Source organism: Streptomyces fragilis, from assembly GCF_003112515.1.
Taxonomy (GTDB): Bacteria; Actinomycetota; Actinomycetes; order Streptomycetales; family Streptomycetaceae; genus Streptomyces; species Streptomyces fragilis.
This window is the reverse complement of sequence record NZ_BEVZ01000005.1, coordinates 321,734-336,597: the sequence shown is the minus strand read 5'-3', so window position 1 is coordinate 336,597 and position 14,864 is coordinate 321,734. Positions and strand designations below refer to the sequence as shown.

The following is a 14,864-nucleotide window of genomic DNA, read 5'->3' as shown; positions in this document are numbered from 1 at the left end:
CCGGCCCCTCGGGGCACCGGCCCCTCGGGGCATGGGCCCCTCGGCGCACCGGCGAAGGCCCCGGCTCCTGCGAGCCGGGGCCTTCGCGTGCGTCCGAGCGGTGCGGGCGGGAGGGTCAGACCAGGTTGGAGAAGTCCGGACCCTTGGTGCGGGTGCGCTTGATCTCGTAGAAGCCCGGCACCGAGGCCACGGCCAGCGTGCCGTCCCACAGCCGCGCGGCCTCCTCGCCCTGGGGGGCGGGGGTGACGACCGGGCCGAAGAAGGCTATCTGCTCGCCGTCCTCACCGGGCACCGCGATGACCGGGGTGCCGACCTCCTGGCCGACCTTCTCGATGCCCTCGCGGTGCGAGGCGCGCAGCTCGGCGTCGAACTCGAAGTCCTCCTGGTCGTGGTACTCCATGAGCTCGGCGGGCAGGCCCACGTCGGCCAGTGCGCCGGCCACGGCCTCGGGGGTGGTGCCCTCGCCCTTGTTGTGGATGCGGGTGCCCAGCGCCGTGTAGAGCGGGCCGACGACCTCCTGCCCGTGCTTCTGCCAGGCCGCGGTCACCACGCGCACCGGCCCCCAGGCCTTCTTCTCCAGCATCTCGCGGTACTCGGCCGGGAGTTCGTCGAGCTTGTCCTCGTTGAGGACGGCGAGGCTCATGACGTGCCAGCGGACCTCGACGTCCCGGACCTTCTCGACCTCCAGCATCCAGCGGGAGGTCATCCAGGCCCAGGGGCAGAGCGGGTCGAACCAGAAGTCCACCGGGGTCCTGGCGGCGGTCGTCTCGGGCATGGCGCTCCTCGGATGCGTGTGACGGTCGATTCCCTGGGCCAACACGCCGCCGACCCGGTCAATTCCCGGGTGCCCGCCCCCGCCGCACCGTGAAAGGATCGTCGCCGGTCAGCACCACCTGCTGATCGCCCGCAGATGCCCAGACCCGGAGGAGACGACCCTTGCCCGGTGAGAATCTGTCCCGCGAGGAGGCCCGCGAGCGGGCCGCGCTGCTGTCGGTCGACGCCTACGAGGTGTCGCTCGACCTGCGTTCGGCCCTCGGGGAGCACACGGGTGACGGCCCGCGGACCTTCCGCTCCGTCACCACGATCCGCTTCCGCTGCGCCGAGCCCGGCGCCGCGACCTTCGCGGACCTGATCGCGCCGAGCGTCACCGCGGTCTCCCTCAACGGACGCGACCTGGACCCGGGCGCCGTCTTCGACGGCTCACGCATCCAGCTGGAGGACCTCGCCGCCGAGAACGAGCTGGTCGTCGACGCGCAGTGCGCCTACTCCCGCACCGGCGAGGGCATGCACCGCTTCGTCGACCCGGAGGACGGCGAGGTCTACCTCTACACCCAGTACGAGCCCGCCGACGCCCGCCGCGTCTTCGCCAACTTCGAGCAGCCCGACCTCAAGGCGCCGTTCCGCTTCGAGGTGCGGGCCCCCGAGGGCTGGACGGCGTGGAGCAACGGCGCCGGCGAACTCACCGACGGGGTGTGGCGGTTTGCGGAGACCCGGCCGATCTCCACCTACATCACGGCGGTCGTGGCCGGCCCGTACCACTACGTGACGGACAGCTACAGCCGTGAGCTGCCCGACGGCACCCGGCTGGAGATCCCGCTGGGCGCGATGTGCCGCAAGGGGCTGGCCCCGTACTTCGACGCCGACGACGTCTTCCTGATCACCAAGCAGGGCCTGGACTTCTTCCACGAGAACTTCGACTACCCGTACCCGTTCGGCAAGTACGACCAGGCCTTCGTGCCCGAGTACAACCTCGGCGCCATGGAGAACCCGGGCATGGTCACCTTCCGCGAGGAGTACATCTACCGGGGCAAGGTGACCCGGACCTCCTACGAGCGGCGGGCCACCACCATCCTCCACGAGATGGCCCACATGTGGTTCGGCGACCTGGTCACCATGGAGTGGTGGGACGACCTGTGGCTCAAGGAGTCCTTCGCCGACTTCATGGGCACCTTCTCCTTGGTCGAGGCCACCCGTTTCACCGACGGCTGGATCAGCTTCGCCAACATGCGCAAGTCGTGGGCCTACCGGGCCGACCAGCTGCCCTCCACGCACCCGGTCACCGCGGACATCCGCGACCTGGAGGACGCCAAGCTCAACTTCGACGGCATCACCTACGCCAAGGGCGCCAGCGTGCTCAAGCAGCTGGTGGCCTACGTGGGCCGGGACGCCTTCCTGGAGGGCGCGCGCCGCTACTTCAAGCGCCACGCCTACGGCAACACGCGCCTGGGCGACCTGCTGTCGGTGCTCGGCGAGACCAGCGGCCGGGACATGACCTCCTGGGCCAAGGCCTGGCTGCAGACCGCCGGGGTCAACTCGCTCACCCCGCAGGTGCTGCTGGACGCCGACGGACGCGTCGAGGAGCTGGCGGTGGTGCAGGAGGCCGCCGAGTCCCACCCGACGCTGCGCCCGCACCGGGTCGCGATCGGCCTCTACCGGGTCGAGGGGGGCGAGCTGGTCCGCTACGCCCGGGCCGAGGCCGACGTCTCCGGCGCCCGCACGGTGATCGGCGACCTGGCCGGCGCGGACGCGCCGGACCTGGTGCTGGTCAACGACGACGACCTCACCTACTGCAAGGCCCGCTTCGACGAGACCTCGCTGGCCACGCTGCGCGAGCACCTGGGCTCGCTGACGGACCCGCTGGCGCGGGCGCTGTGCTGGTCGGCGCTGTGGAACATGACCCGGGACGCGCTGCTGCCGGCCCGCGAGTTCGTGGCCCTGGTGGTGCGGTTCGCCGGGGTGGAGACCGAGATCGGCGTGCTGCAGATGCTCCACGCCTGGGCGCACACCGCGCTGGTGCGCTACGCGGCGCCCGCCTGGCGGCCGGAGGGCGAGCGGCTGCTGGCCGAGGGCGCGCTGCGTGAGCTGCGGGCCGCCGCCGCGGGCGGCGAGCACCAGCTCGCCTGGGCCCGGTTCCTGGCCTCCGTCGCCTCCGGGGAGGGTGAGTTCGCGTTGCTGCGGGGGCTGCTGGACGGCACCGAGAAGATCGACGGCCTGGAGATCGACCAGGAGCTGCGCTGGGACTTCCTGGAGCCGCTGGCCGCGCACGGCACGGCCGACGAGGCGGCGCTCGCCGAGGAGCGGGCCCGGGACAACACGGCGTCGGGCGAGAGGCGTCAGGTGCGGTGCCTCGCGGCACGGCCGTCGGAGGCGGTCAAGGCGGAGGCCTGGGACGCGCTCGTGGAGTCGGACGCGCTGTCCAACGCGCTGGTGGAGGCGACCATCGGCGGGTTCTCCCAGGCGTCCCAGCGGGGGCTGCTCGCGCCGTACGCCGAGCGGTACTTCGCGATGCTCGAGCGGGTGTGGGCGGAGCGGTCCATCCAGATCGGCCAGGACCTGGTGGTGGGGCTGTACCCGTGGCACCAGGACTCCACCGCCACGCTGGAGGCGACCGACGCGTGGCTGACGGCGCACGAGGACGCGGCGCCGGCGCTGCGCCGCCTGGTCCTCGAGGCGCGCGACGACCTCGCCCGGGCGCTGGCCGCCCAGGGGTGCGACGCGGCCGCGTGACGCGGGTTCGGTGACCCGCGTCCCTCGACGCGGGTCCCGTCACGCGCGGGTCCCATGATGCTCGGCCCCTGACGCGGGTCTTGTCACGCGCGGCCCGTGACGCGGGAGGGGGCGCCCGGTGGTACCGGGCGCCCCCTCTTGCGTTGCCTCGCGCGCGGCCCGCGCCGTCCGCCGCCCGCGACAGCGGGGGCGGGCGGCGGGAGTCAGGCCGGCCGCGGGTCAGCCGCGCCGCGTCACCTGACGCCGGCGGCGGCCTCGTCGGCGGCCTGGGCGCGCAGGGCGCGCTCCACGCCCGCCCGCGACTCGGTCACGATGCGCCGCAGCGCCGCGACCGGCTCGGCCGAGGACAGCCACGCGTCGGTGCGGGCCAGCGTGTCCTCGGAGACCTGCACCCCGGGGTACAGGCCCACCGCGATCTGCGAGGCCAGCTCGAAGGAGCGGGACTCCCAGACGCTCTTCAGCGCCTCGAAGTACTTGTCCGTGTACGGTGCCAGCAGCTGGCGCTGCTCGCTCTGCACGAAGCCCATGATCACGGCTTCCTGCACGGCGTTGGGCAGCTTGTCGGACTCGACGACCGCCGCCCACGCCTCGGCCTTGGCCTCCGGCGTCGGCCGCGCGGCGCGGGCCGTCGCGGCGTGCCGCTCGCCGGCCGCGGTGCGGTCGCGCTCGTACTCGGCGGCGATCTCCGCCTCGTCGAACCGGCCGGTGGCGGCGAGCCGCTGCACCAGGGCCCAGCGCAGCTCGGCGTCGACGGCGAGACCGTCGAGGCTGCGGGAACCGTCGAGCAGGGCCTCGAGCAGGTCCAGCTGGTCCGGCGTGCGGGCCGCGTCGGCGAAGGCGCGGGCCCAGGCGAGCTGGTGGTCGCTGCCCGGCTCGGCCGACCGCAGGTGGGCCAGGGCGGCCTCGGTCCAGCGGGCGAGCAGCGCGTCCCGGTCGGCGGGGGCCGCGTACGTCTCCAGCGCCAGCTTGACCTGCCGGTGCAGGGACTGGACGACGCCGATGTCCGACTCCTTGCCGATGCCGGAGAGCACCAGCTCCAGGTAGTCGCGGGTGGCCAGCTCGCCGTCGCGGGTCATGTCCCAGGCGGACGCCCAGCACAGGGCGCGCGGCAGCGAGGACTCGAAGTCGCCGAGGTGCTCGGTGACGAAGGCCAGCGAGCGCTCGTCGAGGCGGACCTTGGCGTAGGACAGGTCGTCGTCGTTGAGCAGGACGACGTCCGGGCGGGCCGTGCCGGCCAGCTGCGGGACCTCGGTCAGCTCGCCGTCGACGTCCAGCTCGAGGCGCTCGGTGCGCACCAGCTTGCCGCTCGCCGCGTCGAGGCCGTAGAGGCCGATCGCGATGCGGTGCGGACGCAGCAGCGCCTCGCCCTTGGCTCCGGCGGGCAGCGCGGGAGCCTCCTGGCGGACGGCGAAGGAGGTGATGACACCGGCGTCGTCGGTCTCCAGCTCCGGGCGGAGGATGTTGATGCCGGCCGTCTCCAGCCACTTCTTCGACCAGTTCTTCAGGTCACGGCCGGAGGTCTCCTCCAGCGCGCCCAGCAGGTCGGGCAGGCGCGTGTTGCCGAAGGCGTGACGCTTGAAGTAGGCCTGCACGCCGCGGAAGAACTCGTCCTCGCCGACGTACGCCACCAGCTGCTTCAGGACGCTGGCGCCCTTGGCGTAGGTGATGCCGTCGAAGTTGACCATGACGTCTTCGAGGTCGTTGATGTCCGCCATGATCGGGTGGGTGGACGGCAGCTGGTCCTGCCGGTACGCCCAGGTCTTCTCGGAGTTGGCGAACGTGGTCCAGGCGTGCGGCCAGCGGGAGCCGGGCGCGGCGGCCTGGCAGGCGACCGAGGTGTAGGTGGCGAACGACTCGTTCAGCCAGAGGTCGTTCCACCACTCCATGGTGACCAGGTCGCCGAACCACATGTGGGCCAGCTCGTGGAGGATCGTCTCGGCGCGGCGCTCGTAGGCGGCGTCGGTGACCTTGGAGCGGAAGACGTACTGGTCGCGGATGGTGACCGCGCCCGCGTTCTCCATGGCGCCGGCGTTGAACTCGGGCACGAAGAGCTGGTCGTACTTGGCGAACGGGTACGCGTGGTCGAACTTCGCCTCGAACCAGTCGAAGCCCAGGCGGGTGACCTCGAAGATGTGGTCGGCGTCCAGGTGCTCGGCCAGCGACGGACGGCAGTAGATCCCGAGCGGGACCGTACGGCCGTCCTTCTCGTAGGTGCTGTGCACCGAGTGGTAGGGGCCGGCGATCAGCGCCGTGATGTAGGACGAGATCCGCGGGGTCGGCTCGAAGGCCCAGACGCCGTCCTTGGCCTCCGGGGTGGGCGAGTTCGAGATCACGCTCCAGCCCGCGGGAGCCTTCACGGTGAACTGGAAGGTCGCCTTGAGGTCGGGCTGCTCGAACGAGGCGAAGACGCGACGGGCGTCGGGCACCTCGAACTGGGTGTACAGGTAGGTCTGGTCGTCGACCGGGTCGACGAAGCGGTGCAGGCCCTCACCGGTGTTGGTGTAGGCGCAGTCCGCGACCACCCGCAGGACGTTGGGGCCCTCGAGCAGGCCGGGCAGCGCGATCCGCGAGTCCTGGAAGACCTCGGCCGGGTCCAGCGGGTCACCGTTGAGGGTGACCTCGAGGACGGCGGGCGCGACCAGGTCGATGAAGGAGTCCCCGTCTCGGGCGGACGTGAAGCGCACCGTGGTGACGGACCGGTAGGTCGTCTCCCCCTCCGGCGCGCCGGAGATGTCGAGCTCGATCTCGTACGAGTCGACGGTGAGCAGCTCGGCCCGCTGCTGTGCCTCTTCGCGGGTCAGATTGGTGCCAGGCACGCGGTCATCTCCTCGTTGTGCGTAGGTCCGGTCATCCTTCCACGGGCTCCGGCCTCCGCGCGATGAGGTAACCCCGCCTGTGGACGAACCCGACCGACGCCTGTGGACGACGCCGGGAAACGCCGCCGGGCGGCCACCCGTGAGGGTGACCGCCCGGCGTGCCGGATGACGGGTGCGGCTACTTCGCGGAGAGCTCCGCGGCGACGAGCTCCGCGATCTGGACGGCGTTCAGCGCAGCGCCCTTGCGCAGGTTGTCGTTGGAGACGAACAGCGCGAGGCCGTTCTCCACCGTCTCGTCGCGGCGGATGCGGCCCACGAAGGACGGGTCCTGACCGGCCGCCTGGAGCGGGGTGGGGATGTCGGTGAGGACGACGCCGGGGGCGTCGGCCAGCAGCTCGGCGGCGCGCTCGGGGCTGATCGGGCGGGCGAAGCGGGCGTTCACCTGGAGGGAGTGGCCGGAGAAGACGGGCACGCGCACGCAGGTTCCGGAGACCTTGAGGCCGGGGATCCCGAGGATCTTGCGCGACTCGTTGCGGAGCTTCTGCTCCTCGTCGGTCTCGCCGAGGCCGTCCTCGACGAGGTTGCCGGCGAAGGGCAGCACGTTGAAGGCGATGGGGCGCTTGTAGACGTCGGGCTCGGGGAACTCCACCGCGGAGCCGTCGTGGGTGAGCTTGTCGGCCTCCTCGACCACCTTGCGCACCTGGCCGTGCAGCTCGGCGACGCCGGCCACGCCGGAGCCGGAGACGGCCTGGTAGGTGGTGGCGACCAGGGCCTCGAGGCCGGCCTCGTCGTGGAGCGGGCGCAGCACCGGCATGGCCGCCATGGTGGTGCAGTTCGGGTTGGCGATGATGCCCTTGGGGCGGTCGGCGATCGCCTGCGGGTTGACCTCGGAGACGACCAGCGGGACCTCGGGGTCCTTGCGCCAGGCGGAGGAGTTGTCGATCACCACGGCGCCCTGGGAGGCGACCTTCTCGGCGAGGGCCTTGGAGGTGGCGCCGCCGGCCGAGAAGAGGACGATGTCCAGGCCGGTGTAGTCGGCGGTGGCGGCGTCCTCGACGGTGACGCCGTCCAGATCGCGGCCGGCGGAGCGGGCGGAGGCGAACAGGCGCAGCTCCGTGACGGGGAAGTTCCGCTCGGCGAGGATCCTGCGCATGACCGTGCCGACCTGACCGGTGGCTCCGACGATTCCGACCCTCACGGTGCGACTCCCTTGCGTCTGTGTGCTGCGACGTCTGTGTCCTGTGTGCGGCGCCGCGCGTGCCCTGGTGCGCGATGTCCGGTTTCCATCATGCGGCGGCCACCGGGTGGCCTGTCCAATCCTTTGCCCGTCCTCTCGCAGGTCGGACAGGGGTGCGGACGGCGGCCCGGCGGCGATCCTGCGGTGCCTGCCCGCCGTCCCGTGCGCGCATCCTGCGAACACGGGCGGGGGACGCAATCCCTCCGGAGGCGGCCCGCCGGTGTGACGAACGCCATTTTCCTGCGACGGCGAACGTTTCCGCGGCGTCCGGCGTCGTAGGGGCGAAGGTGCGTGACGGGAGGGGCTGCGTGCTGCGCGGACGGGTGCGCTTCAGAGGCGCGGCGGGGGCCGACCCCGCCGACCCGCTGGAGCCTGAGCAGGAACGGCGGGTGCGGGCGGTGCTGGCGCTCGGCGGGGTGCCGCAGGCCGACCTGGCGGACGGGGTCCAGCACGTGCGGCTGCGCCTGCTGGAGCGGTCCGCCGCCGGCAAGGAGGCCCCGCGGGACGTGTCGGCGTGGGCCGCGGTGGTGGCGTCCAACTGGGCGATGGACTGGCACCGGGCGCGCCGCCGCCAGGAACGGGTGGGTGAGCGCCTGGCCTCGCTGCGGCCGGCCGAGCAGCCGTCCGGCGAGGAGTCCAGCGTGCTGCAGCTGTCCGTTGCGCACGGCCTGGACGAGCTGACCGACGCCCAGCGGCAGGTGGTCACCCTGCGCTTCTACGCCGACCTGGCGGTGCGGGACATCGCGGCGGAGCTGGGGGTGCCGGAGGGCACGGTGAAGAGCCGGCTGCACAGCGCGGTGCGGGCGCTGCGGGCCCGTCTGCACGAGGACGAGGTGGTGTGAGGATGCCCGCCGGACACGAGTGGGACCCGCTGCTGGCGGTGCTGGACGGTGACCCCGTCGCGCCGGACGCGGACGACGCGACGCGCGAGGCCCACGAGGCGGCCGAGGCGGACGTGCTGCTCCTGCGCGGGGCGCTGCGGGACATCGGCGACGCGCTCGCCGCCGCGCCGGTCACGCCCGCCGCCGCTGCCCCGGGCCCGGCCCCGGCCGACGTGCTCGCGGCGCGGCGTCGCGCGCGGCGGCGGTCCGCCGTGACGTGGGGCGCCGGGCTGGCCGCGGCGGCCGCGTTCACCGGGGTGATGTACCTCGGCGCGACGGGCGCCGTCCGCGGTGACGCCGGTTACTCCGCCTCGGACGCCAAGGCGAAGCCCGACGCCGGGAACAACGAGAAGGCGGCTGACCCCGGTGCGTCCGGCTACCGGCCGGACGTCGCCTGCGCGAGCCTGGCCGTGGAGGGGACGGTGGTGGCCCTGCGGCCGCTGACCGACGGCCATGTCGAGGTGACGCTGGAGGCCGAGCGGTACTGGGTTCCCGAGCAGGAGGCCTCCGACGCGCCCGTCGCGGTGACGGTGCTCCCCGAGGACGCCCGCGCCGACCTGCCGGTCGGCACCCGCGCCCTGGTGGTCGAGGACCCCTCCGGAAGCCGGTGGGCCACCGGCGACCGCCTGACCGCCGAACGCGCGGCCCTCGACGCGGCGGGCCCCGAACCGGGCAGCGGGTCCTGCCCTCCGGGGTGACCCGTGCGGTGCTGGCCGCCGGGATGACCCGCGTGGTTCTCCCCCGAATGACCCGCGCGGTTCTGCCCCGGGCGACACTGCCCGTCGTGCCCGTGGCGCTCCCCAGGCGCCGCGGGGGCCAGGGCACAAGGGAGGGGCGGGCGTCCGGTGCTGGACGCCCGCCCCTTCGTCACCCGGTCGCGGCCGGGGCCGCGGGCCGTACTACTCGGTGACGTTGCCGATCTTCACGCTGCCGACGCCCGCCGGGGTGCCGTTGCCGTTGACGAGCTGGACCTGGCCGAAGAACTCGCGTCCCTCGGGGGCCGGCGCGCCGACGGTCACGGTGCCCGAGAAGGACGCCTTGCCGCCCTCGGCGAGCTTCACCGTGGTGCCGTCCACCGCGACGGTGCCGAGCGCCTCGGAGAAGAACACGTCGAGGTAGTCGTACTGGGTCGAGCCGCTCGGGATCGAGTAGCCGTCGACCTCGACGGTGTAGGTGCCGGCGGCCGGCGCCTTGAGGGAGACGGACTCCTCGGAGTCACCGTCCGCGGAGGAGCCGACCTTCGTGCCCGCCGCGTCGTAGACGTTGAGGTCGAGGTCCGAGGCGGTGTCGGAGACGTTGCCGATGGACACGTTCAGTGCCCCGGCGCCCTCGGGCACCACGACGGTGAACTCCTGGACCTCGTGGTTCGCGATGGTCGGACGGTCCGTCTTGGACGAGCCCAGCGGGCCGCCGACCAGCTTGCCCTCGAACGCGGCGAACTCGTTCTCGACCGTCCACTCGGCCGCGGCGGGCTCGCCGACCTTGGCCTCGGGGATGGTGAGGGTCTCCGGCTCGAACGTGGCGCCCAGCAGGGTGACGTCGAGCTTGTACGGGTTGTCCAGCAGCGGCGAGGTGCGCCGCGACTCGACCTCGATCTCCCACACGCCCGGGGTGGGCGCGTAGAAGCGGGCCTCGGGCTTGCAGCCGCCGTCGCCGCCCGCGTAGTTCGGGTAGCAGTTCACGGTCGACGTCGGGTCCGAGGGAACGCCGTACGGGTGGATCGAGATGAAGCGGGTCTGGCTCTTCGCGGCCAGGCCGCTCAGCGCGACCTCCAGGGAGGTGGCGCCCTCGGGGACGGTCACGAAGTAGGACTTGTGGCTGTTGCGCTGCACGGTGCCCGAGGCGGAGAAGGTGTGCTTCACGTCCGAGGCGGCGATCACGGAGGTCATGATCTGCTTGTCGACGCCCTCGGTGAACGGGTCGTTCACCTCGAGGATCGCGCTGTGCATGCCCAGCGAGCCGGGCTTCGCGGCGACCTTGACGGTGACCGGCTTGTTCAGCGGAAGGACGACCAGCTCGCTGCCGACGATGTCGAAGGTGCGGCCGTGGTTGTTCTTCAGCGACAGCTTGTGCAGCACGCTCGCCTTGGAGCCGGTGGTGCGGGTGACGACGACGTCGTACACCTTGCGCTCGCCGACCTTCAGGCCACCCTCACGGTCGTACAGGCCGGTGCCGAAGCCCGGCTCGGCCAGCGCCCAGTCGATGTTGGTGTCGACGGGGGCTTTGACGGTGTACTCGTGGGCCTTGGCGTTGTGCTTGATGGAGTCCCAGGCGTCGACGATGTCGATCAGACCGGCGCCCTGCTCGTAGGCCTGGACACCGGGGATCTGGTTCGCCGTCGAGGTCAGCGCGGTGCGCAGCTTCGCCGGGGTGAGGTCGATCTTCTTCTGCTTGGCGGCGCTGATCAGCAGCGCGGAGGCGCCGGCGGCCTGCGGGGAGGCCATCGAGGTGCCCTGCAGCATGGAGTAGCCGGCCGGGAGGGAGTAGCCCGCCTCGGCGACCGGGCCGCCCTTGGTCCAGGTCTGGCTGGTGTTGATCGCCGCGCCCGGGGCGGAGATGGTCGGCGTGAAACCGCCGTCCTCACGCGGACCGCGCGAGGAGAACGGCATCATCGCGTACTTCTTCTCCACGACGGAGCCGTAGTTGGCGGCCCAGGTCTCCTTGGAGGCGGTGGCGCCGACCGAGATGACCTTGTCGGAGAGGGCGGGGTCGCCGATGGTGTTGACGCCGGGGCCGGAGTTGCCCGCGGAGATCACCAGCTGGACGCCGTACTCGTCGATGAGACGGGTGTAGAGGCGCGAGCGGTCGTTGTCGCCGTTGTTCAGCGCCGGGAGGCCGCCGATCGACATGTTGACGATGTCGACGCCGCGGTTGACGACCAGGTCCACCATGCCCTCGGTGAGGGCGACGGCGGTGCAGCCGCCGGTCCAGGTGCAGGCGCGCGAGGAGACCAGCTTGGCGCCGGGGGCGGCACCGTTCATCTTGCCGCCGAACAGGCCGTTGGCGGCGGTGATGCCGGCGACGTGCGTGCCGTGCGTGGACTCGATGACGCCGATGTTGACGTAGTCGGCCTTGGCGCCGTCCGCGTTGTAGACCACGTCCTTGCGGATCTCCGCGACGAACGGGATGCGCTCCGCGACCTCGGTGTCCGGGTTGTCGGTGCCGAACCAGCCGACCTGGTGACCGTCCTTGTACGGCTTCATGGCCGTCTCGTCGGTGAAGTCCAGGTCGTCGTCGAGGTCCACCGTCATGGTGCCGGCGGTCGCGTCGTAGAGGACGCCCCAGATGTCGGAGGTGTCGCCGTCGCGGTTCAGGTCACCCGCCATGTCGCCGCCCAGGGTGGCCGACTCGGCGAAGTAGTTGAACTTGTACGAGCCCGCCGGAGCGGTGAAGGTCTGCGCGCCCTGGGCCTGCGTCGACACCGTGAACGTCGGGCCGGCAACCGTGGTGGTCATCCGGCGCCAGGTCGCGTCGCCCTCCGTGACCGGGTCGGTCGCGGTCACCCAGTCGACGATCTTGCGCTCGCCGGTGGTCGTCCTCTGGAGCGCCGGGTGGCTGAGGTCCACGCCGGAGTCCAGGATGCCGATGGTGACGCCGCGGCCGTCGGCCTTGGGGTTCTGCTTGACGAAGTCGACCGCGCCCGTCTCGAAGGACGGGTTGTACGGGTTCCTCGCAGGGGTGCTCGCGTCGGGGGCCGGGTAGGTGCCCGTCGCCTCGACGCCGCCGGAGAGCTTCTTGCCCGCGTCCGGACGCGGGTCGTCCAGCTTGACCTCCTTGTCCAGGTCGATGCCCTGGACGGAGGAGAGCTTGGCGGCGGCCGCGATGGCCGACTCCGCCTTGCCGGTGGGGACCGTGGCGCGGACGTAGCCGAGCTTGTCGTAGGACTTGCCCACCGTCGCGCCCGTGACGGCGTCGAGCTGCTCGGCGACCTGCTCGGTCTCGCCGGGCTCGGTGATCACCATCATGGTGACGTTCTTCTCGCCGTCCGCCTGGGCGGCGGCGAGGAGTTCGGCGTCTTCCGAACCCAGCTTGTCGTGAGCCGACTTGCCGTGGGCGGGCTGGTCGGCCGCCGGGGCCGCGCCTGCGGCGAAGGCCATGGGTATCGGCCCGGCCGCGGAGAGCGCCGCCACCAGACCCGCGGCGGCGGCGATGCGCGCAGCGCGTCTCGCGCCCGATATCCGGGTGCGCTCGGAATGAGAGGTCATCGGTTTCCCTTGCGAGTGAAGGAAAGTGAGGAGGGCGTCGCACGGGCCGAAACGCCCGGGATCGCCGACGTCCGGGGAAATGGTCCGGATGCCCGCTCAGCTTTGCCTAAGAGTCCTGAGTTTGGGGAGAGTTGTCCGAGGCGTATTGCTGCCATGGCGTAATCCCGCCACGTCGTGCGACTGGCGTGTCGCGTGGGACGACGCGACGGCGCCCCGGCGGTGTCGCTTGCGGGGCGTCCATCGACCGCGTCGGGCTGCCGGGCGCCCGCCCCTGCCGTAACGTCTGGGTATGCATGAGGAGTTGAGGGTGGCGGCCTACGCCGTCTGCGTGCGGGACGATCAGGTGCTGCTGGCGCGCTGGGTCGCGGGTGACGGCGCGAGGCGGTGGACCCTGCCGGGTGGCGGCATGGACCACGGTGAGGACCCCTACGACACGGTGGTGCGGGAGGTCGAGGAGGAGACCGGCTTCACGGTCGAACCCGTGACCCTCCTCGGCGTGGACTCGGTCCGCCGGTCCTACCCGCGGCGGCTGGGCGCGCGGGCCGACTTCCACGGGCTGCGGGTGGTGTACGAGGCGCGCATCACCGGGGGTTCGCTGCGCGACGAGGTCGGCGGATCCACGGACATGGCCGCCTGGCATCCGCTGTCGGCGGTCGCGGACCTCGACCACGTGGAGCTGGTCGACACGGGCCTGCGCCTCTGGCGCGAGCGCCCCCGCAGCGGCCACCTCGCACCCGCCCCCCGCCCTGCCACACCCTGACCCGCCGGGCGGAGGGGGCGACCCTTCCGCCCGCGCGTCACCTGGGGCCGGCGCGCCGCGAACCGGTCCGCACCCGGGGGGACGTGCCCCGCCGCGGACCGCGCCCCACGTGACCCCTCCGGGGACCGCACCCCCGGAGACGTAACCCGCCGGGGACCGCACCCCACGTGACCCCTCCGGGGACCGCACCCCCGGAGACGTAACCCGCCGGGGACCGCACCCCACGTGACCCCGCCGGGGACCGCACCCCCGGAGACGTAACCCGCCGGGGACCGCACCCCACGTGACCCCGCCGGGGACCGCACCCCAGGTGACCTCTCCGGGGACCGCACCCCGGGGACGCGACCCGCCGGGAACGTGACCGCACCCACCGCACGTGACCCGCCGGGAACGTGACCGCACCCACGGCACGCACCGCACCTGACCCGCCGCGCAGGCCGCCGTGAGGGCGACCCCCACGCCGAAGGTCACGCCCGCACGCGTTCCCGCGAGCGCGACCGCGCCGCCCCGCCCGCGCGCCCAGCGCCCCCACCCCCGCTCCACGGGAGACGCCGTGAGGTCTGCCCGGCCACCGTCGCCCCGAGGGCCACCGTCATCCCCGCCACCTGCACGGCCGTGAGGGCCTCCCCCAGCAGTCCCCAGCCCAGCACCGTCGCGGTGAGCGGCGACAGCGGCACCAGGAACGCGACCCCGGTGGCCGTCATCCGCCCCAGCCCGCGGAACCACAGCCAGTACGCGAACGCCGTGTTGACCAGGGCGAGGTACGCGTACCCGGCCGCCCCCGCCGCGTCGATCGCGGGCGGCGCCCCTTCCACGGCCAGGGCGAGCGGCGCGACGACCAGCCCGCCCGCCGTCAGCTGCCAGCCCGTCAGCGCCAGCGGCCCGACCCCCGCCGGCCTCCCCCACCGCTTGCCGAGAACGGTGCCGAGCGACATCGCCCCCGCCGAACCGAACGCCGCCGCCATGCCGACCGCGTCGACCGTGCCGATGCCCGGCGCCATCACCAGTGCCACCCCGGCCACCGCCGCCAGGCCCGTCACCACGGTCCGGGCCCGTACCCGCTCGGAGAGGAGCACCGCCCCCAGCCCCGCCACCAGCAGGGGCCCCACCGACCCGGCGACCGCGGCCATCCCGCCCGGCATCCGGTACGCGGCGAGGAACAGCAGCGGGAAGAAGGCCCCGATGTTCAGTGCTCCCAGGACCGCCGCGCGCCACCACCAGTCGCCGCGCGGCAGCACGCGGGTGACCGCAAGCAGCAGGATCCCGGCGGGCAGCGCCCGCACGAGCGCGGTGAACAGCGGGCGGTCGGGCGGCAGGAACTCGGTCGTCACCACGTAGGTGCCACCCCAGAAGACCTGCGCCAGACCGGTGACCGCCACGGTCAGTCCGGTGGCCGTGGCGACGGAACCGGTGACCGCCGCGGTCGACCCGGTGGCCGTGGCGACGGAACCGGTGACC

At 72.8% G+C, this 14,864-nt stretch carries 9 protein-coding genes; 4 read left to right on the top strand and 5 right to left on the bottom strand.

All coding sequences use genetic code 11. From position 1 onward, the window contains the following. Positions 1-115: 115 nt before the first annotated feature. Positions 116-775 (bottom strand): mycothiol-dependent nitroreductase Rv2466c family protein, encoded by a 660-nt coding sequence (locus Sfr03f_RS19895; RefSeq protein ID WP_108955307.1) that lies wholly within the window; start codon positions 773-775, stop codon positions 116-118. A gap of 161 nt (positions 776-936) precedes the next feature. Between Sfr03f_RS19895 and pepN (Sfr03f_RS19890) the strand changes: the two genes are divergently transcribed. Further along, entirely contained in the window at positions 937-3,507 is a 2,571-nt protein-coding gene (pepN, locus tag Sfr03f_RS19890) for an aminopeptidase N (RefSeq protein ID WP_108955306.1), read from the top strand. A gap of 233 nt (positions 3,508-3,740) precedes the next feature. Here pepN (Sfr03f_RS19890) and pepN (Sfr03f_RS19885) read toward each other — a convergent pair whose 3' ends face one another. Both pepN (Sfr03f_RS19885) and Sfr03f_RS19880 read right to left on the bottom strand, forming a co-directional pair. Continuing rightward, on the bottom strand, positions 3,741-6,323 hold the full coding sequence (gene pepN, locus Sfr03f_RS19885) for an aminopeptidase N (RefSeq protein WP_108955305.1): 2,583 nt from the start codon (positions 6,321-6,323) through the stop codon (positions 3,741-3,743). 178 nt (positions 6,324-6,501) lie between these two features. Beyond that, positions 6,502-7,521, bottom strand: a complete 1,020-nt coding sequence (locus tag Sfr03f_RS19880; protein WP_108955304.1) for an aspartate-semialdehyde dehydrogenase — start codon at positions 7,519-7,521, stop codon at positions 6,502-6,504. A gap of 347 nt (positions 7,522-7,868) precedes the next feature. Here Sfr03f_RS19880 and Sfr03f_RS19875 point away from each other — a divergent pair, with 347 nt between their 5' ends. Together Sfr03f_RS19875 and Sfr03f_RS19870 are read left to right on the top strand one after the other, a co-directional pair. Continuing rightward, positions 7,869-8,402 carry an RNA polymerase sigma factor gene (locus Sfr03f_RS19875; RefSeq protein ID WP_108955303.1) on the top strand — a complete coding sequence of 178 codons (534 nt, stop codon included), beginning with the start codon at positions 7,869-7,871 and terminating at the stop codon, positions 8,400-8,402. 2 nt (positions 8,403-8,404) lie between these two features. After that, on the top strand, positions 8,405-9,139 hold the full coding sequence (locus Sfr03f_RS19870) for a hypothetical protein (RefSeq protein ID WP_108955302.1): 735 nt from the start codon (positions 8,405-8,407) through the stop codon (positions 9,137-9,139). A gap of 201 nt (positions 9,140-9,340) precedes the next feature. Here Sfr03f_RS19870 and Sfr03f_RS19865 read toward each other — a convergent pair whose 3' ends face one another. Beyond that, a complete protein-coding gene (locus Sfr03f_RS19865) occupies positions 9,341-12,646 on the bottom strand; it encodes a S8 family serine peptidase (RefSeq protein WP_108955301.1) in 3,306 nt (1,101 codons plus the stop codon). 289 nt (positions 12,647-12,935) lie between these two features. Here Sfr03f_RS19865 and Sfr03f_RS19860 point away from each other — a divergent pair, with 289 nt between their 5' ends. Further along, complete coding sequence (locus Sfr03f_RS19860) at positions 12,936-13,406, top strand: NUDIX hydrolase (RefSeq protein WP_108955300.1); 471 nt, start codon at positions 12,936-12,938, stop codon at positions 13,404-13,406. Between the two features lie 467 nt (positions 13,407-13,873). On the opposite strand, the gene Sfr03f_RS19855 is transcribed toward Sfr03f_RS19860, so the two are convergent. Next, complete coding sequence (locus Sfr03f_RS19855; RefSeq protein WP_108955498.1) at positions 13,874-14,791, bottom strand: EamA family transporter; 918 nt, start codon at positions 14,789-14,791, stop codon at positions 13,874-13,876. Between the last annotated feature and the right edge of the window lie 73 nt (positions 14,792-14,864).

Coding starts and splice junctions, on each gene's coding strand:
- Sfr03f_RS19870 (WP_108955302.1), top strand. CDS start 8,405: ATGCCCGCCGGACACGAGTGGGACCCGCTGCTGGCGGTGCTGGACGGT.
- Sfr03f_RS19895 (WP_108955307.1), bottom strand. CDS start 775: ATGCCCGAGACGACCGCCGCCAGGACCCCGGTGGACTTCTGGTTCGAC.
- Sfr03f_RS19860 (WP_108955300.1), top strand. CDS start 12,936: ATGCATGAGGAGTTGAGGGTGGCGGCCTACGCCGTCTGCGTGCGGGAC.
- Sfr03f_RS19865 (WP_108955301.1), bottom strand. CDS start 12,646: ATGACCTCTCATTCCGAGCGCACCCGGATATCGGGCGCGAGACGCGCT.